Origin of the sequence: Spiroplasma endosymbiont of Dasysyrphus albostriatus, from assembly GCF_964019495.1 — a bacterium.
Classification (GTDB): Bacteria; Bacillota_I; Bacilli_A; order Mycoplasmatales; family VBWQ01; genus Spiroplasma_E.
Window position 1 is genome coordinate 1,429,615 of the sequence record NZ_OZ026447.1, and the last position, 13,976, is coordinate 1,443,590.

At 25.3% G+C, this 13,976-nt stretch carries 13 protein-coding genes and 1 pseudogene; 9 read left to right on the forward strand and 5 right to left on the reverse strand.

Annotation, left to right across the window (positions count from 1 at the left end; all coding sequences use genetic code 4):
- Positions 1-107 precede the first annotated feature (107 nt).
- Positions 108-1,490 (reverse strand): MFS transporter, encoded by a 1,383-nt coding sequence (locus tag AACL11_RS08490; RefSeq protein ID WP_338987414.1) that lies wholly within the window; start codon positions 1,488-1,490, stop codon positions 108-110.
- 524 nt (positions 1,491-2,014) lie between these two features.
- Here AACL11_RS08490 and trxA point away from each other — a divergent pair.
- Together trxA and AACL11_RS08500 are read left to right on the forward strand one after the other, a co-directional pair.
- A complete protein-coding gene (trxA, locus tag AACL11_RS08495) occupies positions 2,015-2,356 on the forward strand; it encodes a thioredoxin (RefSeq protein ID WP_199188855.1) in 342 nt (113 codons plus the stop codon).
- Positions 2,357-2,366: 10 nt separating this feature from the next.
- Positions 2,367-3,191, forward strand: a complete 825-nt coding sequence (locus tag AACL11_RS08500) for an HAD family hydrolase (protein WP_252320789.1) — start codon at positions 2,367-2,369, stop codon at positions 3,189-3,191.
- Between the two features lie 135 nt (positions 3,192-3,326).
- Here AACL11_RS08500 and AACL11_RS08505 read toward each other — a convergent pair whose 3' ends face one another.
- Positions 3,327-4,145 (reverse strand): hypothetical protein, encoded by an 819-nt coding sequence (locus tag AACL11_RS08505; RefSeq protein WP_338987415.1) that lies wholly within the window; start codon positions 4,143-4,145, stop codon positions 3,327-3,329.
- A 68-nt stretch (positions 4,146-4,213) separates the two neighbouring features.
- Between AACL11_RS08505 and AACL11_RS08510 the strand changes: the two genes are divergently transcribed.
- Both AACL11_RS08510 and AACL11_RS08515 read left to right on the forward strand, forming a co-directional pair.
- Positions 4,214-5,227 carry an IS3 family transposase gene (locus tag AACL11_RS08510; protein ID WP_338986622.1) on the forward strand — a complete coding sequence of 338 codons (1,014 nt, stop codon included), beginning with the start codon at positions 4,214-4,216 and terminating at the stop codon, positions 5,225-5,227.
- A 28-nt stretch (positions 5,228-5,255) separates the two neighbouring features.
- Positions 5,256-6,104 carry an IS3 family transposase gene (locus tag AACL11_RS08515; RefSeq protein ID WP_338988508.1) on the forward strand — a complete coding sequence of 283 codons (849 nt, stop codon included), beginning with the start codon at positions 5,256-5,258 and terminating at the stop codon, positions 6,102-6,104.
- Here AACL11_RS08515 and AACL11_RS08520 read toward each other — a convergent pair.
- Positions 6,091-6,627, reverse strand: a complete 537-nt coding sequence (locus tag AACL11_RS08520) for a hypothetical protein (RefSeq protein WP_338987416.1) — start codon at positions 6,625-6,627, stop codon at positions 6,091-6,093. The two genes, AACL11_RS08515 and AACL11_RS08520, sit on opposite strands and share 14 nt — an antisense overlap.
- Positions 6,628-6,895: 268 nt before the next feature.
- Between AACL11_RS08520 and glpO the strand changes: the two genes are divergently transcribed.
- The 3 genes and pseudogenes from glpO to glpK all read left to right on the forward strand — a co-directional run bounded on the left by glpO (position 6,896) and on the right by glpK (position 10,396).
- Entirely contained in the window at positions 6,896-8,008 is a 1,113-nt protein-coding gene (glpO, locus tag AACL11_RS08525; protein ID WP_252320730.1) for a type 2 glycerol-3-phosphate oxidase, read from the forward strand.
- An 18-nt stretch (positions 8,009-8,026) separates the two neighbouring features.
- Entirely contained in the window at positions 8,027-8,800 is a 774-nt protein-coding gene (locus AACL11_RS08530) for an MIP/aquaporin family protein (protein ID WP_252320728.1), read from the forward strand.
- A 49-nt stretch (positions 8,801-8,849) separates the two neighbouring features.
- A pseudogene (gene glpK / locus AACL11_RS08535) lies at positions 8,850-10,396 on the forward strand (glycerol kinase GlpK).
- 58 nt (positions 10,397-10,454) lie between these two features.
- On the opposite strand, the gene AACL11_RS08545 reads toward glpK, so the two are convergent.
- Both AACL11_RS08545 and AACL11_RS08550 read right to left on the reverse strand, forming a co-directional pair.
- A complete protein-coding gene (locus AACL11_RS08545) occupies positions 10,455-11,693 on the reverse strand; it encodes an IS256 family transposase (protein ID WP_338987423.1) in 1,239 nt (412 codons plus the stop codon).
- Positions 11,694-11,850: 157 nt separating this feature from the next.
- Positions 11,851-12,528, reverse strand: a complete 678-nt coding sequence (locus AACL11_RS08550; protein WP_338987424.1) for a hypothetical protein — start codon at positions 12,526-12,528, stop codon at positions 11,851-11,853.
- 771 nt (positions 12,529-13,299) lie between these two features.
- Here AACL11_RS08550 and AACL11_RS08555 point away from each other — a divergent pair.
- Together AACL11_RS08555 and AACL11_RS08560 are read left to right on the forward strand one after the other, a co-directional pair.
- Positions 13,300-13,503 carry a hypothetical protein gene (locus tag AACL11_RS08555; protein WP_338987426.1) on the forward strand — a complete coding sequence of 68 codons (204 nt, stop codon included), beginning with the start codon at positions 13,300-13,302 and terminating at the stop codon, positions 13,501-13,503.
- Between the two features lie 8 nt (positions 13,504-13,511).
- Positions 13,512-13,976, forward strand: coding sequence for a hypothetical protein (locus AACL11_RS08560; protein WP_338987427.1), 465 nt, complete (start codon positions 13,512-13,514; stop codon positions 13,974-13,976).

The window sequence follows — 13,976 nt, forward strand, 5'->3', positions numbered from 1 at the left end:
TTTTTAAACTTATATTAATAACACGTTTTCTCTATTATGTATAATTAAAATATCATTTTAAATAAAAAAATTAGCACCCTTATTATGGTGCTAATCTAATAATATTTTTATAATATTTTATTATCTTGATTTTTTGTTCATAGTAAAGCTAATGAAATAATAGCAGCAGCAATACAACCATAAAAGTAATAAAATACATAATCTCAGTTTTCATTACCAATACCAGCAATTACTACTTTTGAAAAAAGAGCATCACCAAGAAAATAACCAGATAATCCTGTAAATCCTGAAGCAGTAGCAGCTGCTTTCTTATTTGTTAGTTCAATAGCAGTAGCACCAATCATCGCTTGTGGCATATAAATACCAAAACCAGCAATCATTAAAGCAGTAATAAGCATAGGCATATTACCACGAGGAGCAACTTGAAATAAAACTAGTCCACAAAGTGCAATCAATAATCCAAATATCATTAATGGTGCTTTACGATTATTAAAAAATCACTTAGCAAAATATGCTGCAGAAATACCACCAAATAAACCAGATAATTCAAAACAGGCAGCAAATCATTTACTGTGTTTTAAATTTAAGCCATGAATATCTTTCATTAAAATTAATGTTCATCCTGCCAGTCCTTGTCGTACAACATATACTCAAATATTAGCAAATGCTAATATTCATAAAAATTTATTTTTTAAAATATATTTTACAAAAATTTCTTTTCAATTAAGTTCTACTCTTTCTTCTTCATGTTCTAGAACACCTTTTCATTTTTCAACAGTAGGTAAGCCTTCTGCTTCAGGGCGATCACGCAATCCTCATAAACATAATGGAATCATAGCTAAAGCAAAAATACTAGGAATTCAAAAATATAAACCATAAATTGTTCCACCCGGATCAAGTAATGTTACTAAAGAAATAACAACAACTGGTAATAAAGCAGCACCAATATTTTGTCCTGAGTTTCAAATTCCAATACGTCCCGAACGTTCTTTATCAGTAAATCAATAAGAAAATAGTCTAGCTGTAGCTGGTCAGCCCATGCCTTGGAAAACAGCTAACATCGCAATCAAACTCAACATCATTACAAATGGGCCAACACTAATTTTAGTTCCAGCAAAAGCAACTACACCACCCATAATAATATTTAAAATAGAAGAAACAAATAATCCAAAAATCATGATTACTCTTCCTGAACTACGGTCAGCAACATTTCCAACAATAAATTTAGCACCACCATAAACAACGGCAAAAATTGTTCCCATTAAAGCATACTCCATTGTAGTTATGCTACCATTGCTTTCTAAAGCAGAACCCGCTACTGTATACGCTTGACGAGTAAAGTAGTAAAGAATATATGATAAAATGCTAAAACCAAAAACTTGATTACGTAAAATAATAAATTTTTTATTAACTTGCTTTAAGTCTTCACTAAAGATTTCTTTTTTTGCAGGTGGCTTAAAAACACATGCAAGTCTATTAAAAACAGACATTTTTTTTACTCTCCTTCTAAAAGGATGCATAAATTATAGTAACCCAAATAACCTGCTCTTAAAAACTTAATATAAACATACTTTAACACATAGGTTTTTACAATTTTTGTTTTTGTGGAAAAATAAATAATATTAAAAATTAAAAAATAACTCTCTACCAAACTATTTTTTTGAAATACCATAAATAAATATTAACTCTACACCTTTTAAAATTCATTTACATTTATTTATTAAACAGTTTTATAAAATGTACTAATAATTTATTTATCCCCTTCTCAAATTGTTTAGTCCTAACCTATATATTTCAGATTATAACAGATATATTCTAAAATTGAAAAGATATTTCTTTAATTTTAAAAAAAATAATTTACAATTTTCTTATGAATTTATTCTAAAAAAATTATAAATATTTATATAGTAATAACTAAAATTAAAAAAATTATTTTATCGTTTAATGTTTTAAAAATTAAAACTAATGATAGAATTAAACCATAAAATAAATTAAAAGAAAAGGTAGTGAACACATGCATAATGAAAGCAAAATACAACATATTAATTCTATAAAAGAAGTTGAGCAACTTTTACAATCAAAAAAAATAACAGTAATTGATTTTTCAGCAGAATGATGTGGTCCTTGTAAAATGTTAGGGCCAAGATTTGAAAATGTTGCTAATGACGAAAAACACAAAAATATTAATTTTATTAAAGTTGATGTTGACAAAGCTAAAGAACTAGCAAAAGATTATGAAATCCAATCAATTCCAACATTAATTTATTTTAATAAAGAAGGAAAAGAAGTTAAAAAAACTTTTGGTTTAGTTTCTGAAAAAGATATGACTAATATTATCGAAGAAATAGGAAAATAAGGTATTTATAATGGCTATTAAATTAATTGTTCTTGATCTAGATGGAACTTTATTGAAAAGTAGATGAAAAATTCATCCTAAAAATCTAATTGCAATTCAAAAAGCATATCAAAAAAATATTAAAGTTATTATTGCAACAGGAAGAGCACCAAGTTCAACCATTGATATTGCAAAATCATGTTTAATGCATGAAAAAACCGGTCATATTATTTGTTATAATGGTGGTAACATCCTTGATATTACTAATGATAATAGATTAGATATATTGTATGAAAAATCATTAACAAAAGAACAAATACAAACAATAATTAAATTTGCTAATAAAAATAATTTAGCAATGTGAGGATATAGTACCGATAATAAAACAGGCTTAATTAATCGCAGATCACTAAAAGTTAAAATTATGGAAAATTTTAATAACCTACCAACTAAACAAATTGATGAGAATACCGATGAGGGTATGTATAAAATTTTATTATTTTGTAAAAAGAAAAAACAAGTTAATCCAATTTTAGAACAATTAAATACTATAAAAGATTTAGAACTTGCTACTTCTTCTCATAGTGTTATCGAAATTAATCCAATTGGTGTTAATAAAGCTGCTGCTGTACAATTTTTATGCAAAAAATGAAATATTATTCCTGAGCAAGTACTAGCTTGTGGTGATGGTATGAATGATTATAAATTAATAAAATGGGCTAAATATGGTATTGCAATGCAAAATGCTCATCCTAATTTAAAAGAAATAGCATATGATGTTACTAGTAAAAATACTTGTGGTGGTGTTGCAAAAGCTATCGATAAATATGTATTTCCTAAATCAGAGTTTGAATAAATAATAGTTTAATTTTCTAATATAGTTTATTATCAAATATAACTTTAAAAATGCTGGACAATTACCAGCATTTTTAATTCAATATCCTTTATACTTAAATAAATATTTTTCAAATTTGCATTCTTTTAATATAAACTAACTATTCATTGAATTATTAAAAGTAGCTTTATCTAATACTATAGAAAAAATAAGACTATCATTATAAAAAAATGAATCTTCACCAATTCAAAATTTAATGTAAATACCAGAAGAATCATGTCAAATAAAAACAGATGAATTAATATATGCATGTCACATAAAACCACTTACAGAAAAATTATTATCAATTTTAGCAGAATTATCAATCGCTTCTGTTATATCTTTTGTGCTAATTTTAATATTATGTTTTTGAGTACTTTGACTTGAATCACCAGCAGAAATAAAAGAATTATTATCAAAGCTGATACTAGGAAATAAAATAGTAAAATCATCCCAAGATTTAGCATAGTCAGTTCAATTTGAAAATATATTTTTTTGCTCACTATTATAAACATTTGTAGAATCTGTTCCATTATAATTAGTAGTATAATTAAAATTTACATTTTGTGTAATATTATCATTTTTAAATTTATTATAATAAATTTCAATTAAATTATTATTATCAAAAATATAGTTTAATGAATAGTTCTTGTCACTAATATTAAATGGAAGATTATAAATAAAATTATAAATATCTTTATTATCAACAATTAAATCAACAATTTTAGTAGCTAATTCATTATTAATTTTTCCTTTTAAACTACTTTGACTAATAAAATAATTAGACAACTTCTCAGCAATTGTTCTATCAATTTTATTAGATAATGTTGCTTTAGCAATATAATATAGACCCAATGTTTCACTTAAATTATCACTATGCTCAACTTTATGACCACCTGTTTGTTGTGAAATATCAATGTGTTTGGATGGGGCCACTTAGCCCTTTTTACTAGACCATTAATTTAAAAAATCTGAATGTATTCTAAAAACAATTGTGTTATATAATGAACACTAATTTTGACCTGAAAGGATTTTTATTAATGGATAAAATTAAACAAATAGCATTAATAATTAACAAATTAAATATCAAAGAAAAAATTAAAATTATCGATGATTGCAAAAATCAATATTCAATTAGAAACTTATGTCAATATCTTCAATTAAACAGATCAACATATTACTTTTTAAAAAATAAACAAAAACTTATTAAAAAAGAAAAAAATCATATTATTAATTGCAATCATAAATATCAAGAATTATGCCAACTTTTAATCGAATTTCATTCTACAAGAAAAGGTAGAATTTATGGATATTTAAGAATTTTTTCAGCTTTTAAAGAGTGATTAAAACAAGAGAAAAATATCATTTTAAATATAGAATTATCAACAAAACAAATGCGAAAAATTATGAAAAAACACAATATTCAAGGATTAAAACAAACTAAAAATAACTATCCTAAAAACAAAAAAAATCCAAATAAGTGAATACCTACAATGGATAAAGTAAACAAAGATTACAAAAGTACAACCGCTTCAAATCAAATTTGATCAATGGATACTAAACAAATAAACACCAAAGAAGGTTGACTATATCTTTTTGTAATTATTGATTTTTATTCAAATAATGTTGTTAGTTATAATACATTTTCAAATAAATCATATCAAGATTTAATTCTTCCTGCACTTGAAAAAATAAACAACCAATTTTCTTGAAATCAAATAAAAAACGTTATTTTACATTCAGATAACGCCAACGAATTTTATTGTCAAGAAATTACAAAATGAGCAAAAAACAAACAAATAATTTTAAGCAAAAAACAACCATATGATATTGGCGGTAATGTCATATCTGAAAATTGATTTTCACATTTATCTCAAGAATGATTGCCTAAAGACTCAAATCAATATTTAACAATCAATGAAGCTATTAATGATGTAAATCAATATGTTATGTTTTATAATTATGAAAGAATACATTCTAAATTTTTAAAACCACCAATATTACAAATAAAAATTTAGAAATATCTATCAAAATATGGTCCAGTAATTAGGGCTAACCACCGTCAAAAATAAAGCTAAATATAAAATTCGCACAATGTGTCGTTTTTTAAAAATATCTAAATCAACATATTATTTTAATTTAAAGAAAAAAGAAAATAAAATCAAAAATAATATTTATGATGAAGCTGTTATTAGTGCTTTTAAAGAAAATAAAGAAGTTTATGGTACTAGAAGATTAAAAAAAATTCTAGAAAACCAAGAAATTTATTTATCGCGCAGAAAAATTAAAAAAATTATGAATGAACATAATTTAATATCAAAATATACTAAATTATCATTCAAAAATCATAATAACAAAGTTAACGATAGTCAAATAACTAATCTTGTTAATAGAAAATTTAAGAATAGGATTAAAAATGAAGTTATTGTTAGTGATTTAACTTATGTACAAGTTAATGGTAGGTGAAACTATATTTGCCTATTAATAGACCTATTTAACCGCGAAATTATCGGACATAGTGTTGGAGTTAAAAAAGATGCATCATTAGTACATCAAGCATTTATGCAATCAAATCGCTGTTTAAAAGATATTCAAATATTTCATAGTGATCGCGGTAATGAATTTAACAATAAAATTATTGATAAACTTTTACTAGCATTCAACATTAACCGTTCTTTAAGTAAAAAAGGTTGTCCTTATGATAATGCTGTTGCTGAAGCAACTTTTAAAACTTTTAAAACCGAATTTATTAATGATAAAAATTTTACATCATTAATCCAATTAAAATTAGAATTATTTGATTACATCAATTGATATAACAATATAAGAATTCACAGCACTTTAAACTACTTAACTCCAGTTAAATATCAACAACAAATGTCTACCAAAAAATAGTCCTAAAAAGTGTTGCCATTCCATGTTTTTCAATTCCACCTTGCTGAATTAACTTTCAATCTTGATTATCACCACTAAAGTAAGAAGTACTATATTCACTTTTACTATATGGATTATATGTATCTTTAATAGTAGTTACTTTTTTAGTATTATTCATTTCTTGTTTTGTATTTTCAATATCTGATTTATCTTTATCAGGAACAATTACTTTGGTATTATAAACTAGATTACCTGTTGTATCTACTAAAAAAGTATTTTGAGCATTGGCAAAAGTATAACTTTTTAATGCTGAAGTATCATAACTGTAAAATTTATAATCGGTTATTGATTGGTTAGTAATTCAATCACTAGTACCTAAAATATTTCATTGATTATTAAATAATGAATTTGTAGAATTCTTTATTGATGATTTATTTGTTAAGCTACTGTTATTAACAATATTATCATTAATACTATTAATAACAGTATTACTTGTTAAAGTTAATGTTGTTAATGTACTTAAAGTAATTAATAATTGTTTCATTCATATACCTACCTTTTAAATAATACAATTTTAATAATTAGATATCTTTTTATATATACTCATTAAAATTATAACGATATTGAATTTATATCGTTATTTATAATATAACACAAATTTTTCTTATTTTTTTTAATAAAATCTCATTTAAAAATGTTTAAAAATTAATCTAATATTTTGAATTAAGTTAATAATAAAAAAATATATTATAATTAAACTATACACAGATAGAACTTTTGTTCTTAATGATGTTTAGAGAGAGGTGAAAGTAATGGAATTTGATTTTGATGTTATTACTATTGGTGCTGGTGTTATTGGTGCTGCTATTAGTGATGAATTATCAAAAAGAAACTTAAAAGTAGTTATTTTAGAAAAAAATTTAAGAATTGCCCAAGAAACATCAGAAGGAAATTCTGGAGTCATTCATGGTGGATTTGATCCAACACCAGGAAAACTAAATGCTAAATTAAATCTAGAGGGCAGAAAATTATATGAAAATGATTGATTTAAAAATTTAGATTTTCCATGAAAAAAAATTGATTCTTTAATACTTGCTTTTAGCAAAGAAGAAAACTCAGAAATACAAAAATTATATGCACGTGGTATTACTAATGGTCTTGCTAAAAAAGAATTATCAATATTAACAAGAGAAGAAGTAATTTCATTAGAACCTAATGTTAACCCAAAAGTTACTAGTGCACTACTTTGTTCTGCTTCATATGCTGTTGATCCAGTATTATTAACACAATCTTTAATTAATCGCATGATTAAAAATAGAGGACAACTAAAAGTTGATCATCAAGTAATTAATATTGAAACATTAAATTCAGGTTTTCGAGTTACTTGTTTAAATAATCAAAAAAAAGTAACTTTTACTTCAAAATATATTATTAATGCTGCTGGTCATTATGCTGATGATATTGCAAAGTTAATAAATTGTCAAGATTTCACTTTAAAAACTAGAAGAGGACAGTATTGTATTCTTGAAAAAACCGAAAATCATATTATAAATAATCACATTCTATTTATGATACCTACTATTCATGGTAAAGGAGTAATAGTTGCTCCAATGCTTGATGGTCATATCTTGGTGGGTCCTACTTCTCATGAAAATGTACCGAAAAGTGATACTAGATTAATTACAATTGAAGATATTGAACTTATTAATAAAATTGGTCTAAAAATTATTCCAACTTTAAATATTAATAAAACTTGTAAAGTAATTAGTGGTTCACGAGCAATTTGTGTTGAAACTGATGATTTTTTCATAAAATTTGCTAGTAATAATACTAACTTTATTAATGTTGCTGGTATTAAATCACCAGGTCTAAGTTCAGCACCAGCAATTGCTTTACTAGTAGCAAATATGATAAAAAATATTTAATTTAAGGAGGAAAATATTATGCCAGAAGTCTCACAAGTAATTATTGGTGAACTATTTGGCACATTTATCCTAATTTTACTAGGAAATTGTGTTGTTGCCAACGTTTTATTAAAAAAAACAAAGGGAGAAAATAGCGGTTGACTTGTTATTTGTACTGGATGAGGATTTGCTGTTGCTATTGCTGCAATGTTAAGTGGAATTTCAGGAGCACATTTAAATCCAGCTGTTACTATTGGATTATGAGTTGCTAATAAAAAAACAGCTTTTATTGGGGAAAACTTCCTTTATATTCCATTTTATATTTTATTTCAATTTTTAGGTGCAATGTTAGGACAATTAGTTGTTTACTTAGCATATTTTAAACAATATAACATTACTGAAGATAATAATAAAATTTTAGCAACTTTTGCAACAGCTCCAGCCGAACGTAGTTATATTTGAAATACTATAACAGAAATTATTGGAACATTTATGCTAGTTATGATTGTTTGTGCTACTATTGGTATTAAAAATTTAGTTATTAATTCACAAATATTTAATAGTGGTTCTGCGTTTATTACTGGACCTGCGACTGTTGGTATTGGTGTTATGGTTATTGGACTTGCTATTGGTGGACCAACAGGTTTTGCTATTAATCCAGCTCGAGATTTAGGACCACGAATTATTCATGCTATTTTACCAATAGCAAATAAAGGAAGTTCTGATTGAAAATATGCTCCAGTTCCTGTTATTGGACCAATTTTAGGAGCAATTATTGCTGGTGGTTTAATTCAAGTAATTGAAATACTTTAATAAAAGTACAGAAAGGATAAATAATACGTCAGAAGAAAAAAAATATATTATGGCATTAGATGAAGGTACATCTAGTTGTCGTACTTTAATTATTGATAAAGAAGGAAAAATTACTGGTATCCATCAAATTGATATACCTCAGCATTATCCCCCTCAATCAGGTTGAGTTGAACATGATGCACTTGGAATTTGAAATAATCAATTAACAACAATGCAACAAGCTTTAAATAAAAGTAATATTAAATCTAATCAAATTGAAGCAATTGGTATTACTAATCAACGTGAAACAACAGTAGTATGAAATCGTGATACAGGTTTACCAATTTATAACGCTATTGTTTGACAAGATCGCAGAACAGCAGATTACTGTGAAGAATTAGCAAAAAAAGGATGAAAAGAAAAAATTCATAAAAAAACCGGCTTACTAATTGATTCTTATTTTTCTGCTACTAAAATAAAATGAATTTTAGATAATGTTAAAAATGCACGTGAATTAGCAAAAAAAGGAAAACTAGCTTTTGGTACTATTGATAGTTGATTAATTTATAAAATAACAAATGGTATTGAAAATAATGTTGAAAAAACTAAACATGTTATTGACATTACAAATGCTTCACGAACAATGTTATTCAACATTAATACTAAAAAATGAGATGAAGAATTACTAGAATTATTTAATATTCCTAAAAATATGTTACCAGAAGTAGTTCCCAGTTCAGGTAAAATTGGAACTACTTATAAAGGAATGTTATTCCAAAATGATGAGCAAGAAATTCCTATTACTGCTGCAATTGGTGATCAACAAGCTGCATTATTTGGTCAATTATGTTTAACACCTAGTGAAATCAAAAATACTTATGGTACTGGTTGTTTTATTTTAATGAACATTGGAAATACTCCTCTTTTTTCAAAACAAGGTTTACTAACGACTATTGCTTATCAATTATCAGGCGAAGAACCAGTTTTTGCTTTAGAAGGTTCAGTTTTTATTGCAGGGGCTGCTGTTCAATTTTTACGTGATCAATTACGAATGTTATATCGTTCCGATGAAAGTCTATGATATTCACAAATTGTTGATCCCAAAGAAGAACAACGTATTTATATGTAGTACCTGCTTTTGTTGGTTTGGGTGCCCCTTATTGAGATTCAACAGCACGTGGCGCTATATTTGGTTTAGAACGTGGTACGAAGCGTGAACATATTGTTAAAGGTACCATTGAATCATTAGCTTACCAGTCACAAGATGTTATTCTGGCAATGCAAGCAGATGTTAAATTAAATAAAGATTTAAAAGATTTAAAAATTAAGATTAAAGTTGATGGTGGAGCAAGTAATAATTCATATATTATGCAATTCCAAAGTGACATTAGTCGTACTAATTTAATTAAACCTAAAAATACTGAAACTACAGCAATGGGTACTGCTTACTTAGCAGGACTTGCAATTGGATTTTGAAATATTAATGATATTAAAAAAATAAATAAAATTGAAAAAGAATATAAACCAATTATGACAGAAAAAAAAGCAGAAACTTTTTATAAGGGTTGACAAGAAGCAGTTAAAAGAACACGTGGTTGAACTACTTCTATTAAATAAAAATAACTGAATTGACGAGGCTTTTTAATAATCTGTGTTTCTTTGTTTTACAAAGTTACTAATTCAGATTAATTCTGTCTTCAAATTTTATCATAAAATGAGCAATTGCTGTATTTCAATTTTGAATGGGCATTGTTCATTTTTTTGTTATATTGTCAATTGCTAAATAAAATATTTTAAAAACTGACATATCGTTAGGAAAAACTTTTTTATTTCTGATGACTTTTCGTAATTGACTATTAACAGATTCAATAGCATTTGTGGTATAAATTACCCTTTTTATTTTTGCAGGATAACTAATAAAAACCATTAAATTATCTCAATTTTTATATCAAGATTTAGCAATTTGTGGATATTGTTTAGTTCATTTATTTTCAAATGATTCTAAAGCTTGCATTGCTTGTTCTTCACTACATGCAGTATAAATTGGTTTTAAATCTGCAACTAGAGATTTTCTATGCTTATATGAGACATATTTCAAACTATTTCTAATTTGATGAACGATGCATAATTGATGTTCGGTTTTAGGATAAACTGATTGTATTGCTTCTGACATGCCTGTTAAATTATCACTACAAGCAATCAGAATATCATTTAAGCCACGATTTTTCATTTCTGTGAAATTGGCTAATCAAAATTTAGAACCTTCATTTTCACTAATTCATAAACCTAAAACATCTTTTTTACCTTCTAAATCAACTCCTAAAGCTATATAAACTGATTTATTAATAATCCGTTTATCTTGTCGTACTTTAACTACTATACAATCAAAATAAACAATCGGATAAACACTATATAATGGTCGATTTTGCCATGCTTTGAAGTCATCAATAACATCATCAGTAATTTGACTAATAACACTTTCACTAATATCAGCACCATGATATAACTCTTGTAATTGCATTCTAATATCTGATAATGTCATACCTTTTGCATATAAAGAAAGAACTTGTTGATCAAAACCATCAAATCTTCTTTGTCTTTTTGCAACTATTACAGGATTAAAATTACTATTACGATCTCTTGGTACATCAATTTCAATTTTACCTTGTTGGGTTATTAATTTTTTTGAACTTATACCATTACGAGCATTGTCACTATTACTATGTTGATTCTTATCATATCCTAAATAATTTTGCATCTCAGAATTCAACATTTTTTCTACTAATCTTTTTGTTAATTCTTTATATAATCCTCCCTCTTTAAAAACTGTTGTTAAATCTTCAGTATTTTCTAATAATAAATCTACTGCTTGTGATATTGGATCATTGTTATTAATATTTTGCTTTTTAGCCATCTGTAACTCACTCTTTCTAGAAAATTAATTATATTTACTAGAACTAATTAAACATAGTTATTTTTGTAAGTTACACAGATTACTAAACATTACCGAATTGACAGTATAAAATAATTAAGTAAATTTACTTAATTATTTTATTTTGTTTTTTTAGTTGTTAAGAATATAAATCTAATTCATCACTTAAAGTAAATACTACACCAGCAAACTCTTGTGAAATATCTGAAGAAGAATCATTATTATCAAAGAATAAAACATCAAAATTAACTTGAATATAATATTGTCGTTTTTTGCCATTATTATAATCGTCATATTGATTATTAAATTGAATATTTCCAACTCCATATAAATATAAACTAGAATATCAATCTTTTACTGCTTTTTTAGAAATACGACATTTAATACCTGAATCATTTAAATATTTTTCAATAACAAAGAATAATTTATTAAAATAAGTATTATTTAATTCAGAAAGAATTTTAACATTTTTTATCTTATTAGTATCATTTGAACTAGGTATAGTAGTATATTGAGGTCAATAACCATTATCAGCATTTACTCATAATCCTCAAAATTGTGTATGATAATTAGTTCAATAACTAGCTGCAAATGTTTCAACTATAATTTTACTTGCAAAATGAGGTTCACTTAATAATATAGGTAATGGTCTAACATTTTGAATCATTGATGCTACTGCTGCATATCGACCTTCAGCACGTCAAATTGCAAGATATTTATTATTTTTTCTGGGAGCGTGTCGAAGATGTCGGTAACTAAAAAGTTTTAAAAATAGCTCCTTTCTTTTTTTTACCCTTGAATTAAAAATAAATGACAAAAGACGAGAATAAAAATCTTGTCTTTTTTTGTAATTGTAAAATTTTAAAATTTTTAATAACCGTCTTTAGCACTATTATCAACACGTGTTAGGGAACTAAAAAAGTGAACTACAACACAGTTGTTAAAAATAGTAGCTAGCATGTGGACTTGCATGGATAAATAAAAAGTGGAGTGATACCTAATAAAATATACTAACCAGTAAATGGTAATTCTTGGGGTGGGAGCGAATTGGAAACTAGTATATATAGACCTGTTGTAGGGACCTATTGTATTAATTCTATTCTTTATTTAACCAACCTTGCCACTCCCCAGTGAGCAAGTGTTGGTTTTATTTTTTATTTTTTTTTGAAAATTTTTTTGGGCGAGAAAATAAATTTCAAACTTGTAAAAAAAATTGAGCGGTGCCGGTTCAATTAAAATATTAATTTGTTTAACACAAATTAAATAAATATTGAATCGAATGCCTCGATTTCTTTTTAAAATTTCATAATTTATTTTTGAGCCCAGAATTGCTGGAATGAATAAAACTAATAGTATTAATAATATAAAAATAAAAATATATATTCTGTTGCTTGTAGCATAAAGAATATATTAGAAAGAACTATTATGAAAAAGTATTTTTGTTGAACATGTAAACAACATAAATTAGATTATTTATTCTTTAATACTAATGATATAAAAACAAGACAAAACTTTTTAAGAGACAAAAATAATAAAGCAATTTGTTATGACTGTATTTTAAATATTAGGTTAAGTAGGAGGTATAAGTATGGATAAAGAATATTTAACTAAAAGAGGAACGATTTGCATAACGGATAGTGATGATATTGAATATAGAGTAGGATTAATTAAACTTATTGATAGTTTACAAAAATATAATTTAGTTTGTGGTCATAAAGAATTTATTGAAGAATGTAAATATTGTTGATGTAATTGTGATTTAGAAATTATTAAAACAGTTATTAGAGGTTAACTTAATTAATGCAATATGACTTAATTATTGGAATTGACCCTGCTGGAATTGGTAATAATGGAATGGTTATATATTCAAGTGAAACTAATAATATTGTTTTTAATGAAACATTCAATACATTAACTGTTTTATGAACTAAAAATATTTATAAAGAAAAATTTCAATTAATTAAAGAAAAATTTATTGATAAAAAAATATTAGTTATTGTAGAAAATTTCTTTTTAAGTTCAAAACAATTATTAACTAATCCATTAGCAACCCCTAAAATTATTGGTGCATTAATGGTATTAGTACAAGATGTTATAAATTGAGATTATCTAGAAAGTGAACCAAAAAATAAAACTAAAATAGAAAATTATAAAGGAAATATAAAATTAACAAAACATGAACAAGATGCTTATAAACATATTCAATATTATTTAAAAAATCATAAAAAAATATTAATTTTTGATAATTATTTAAGGAAATTATAA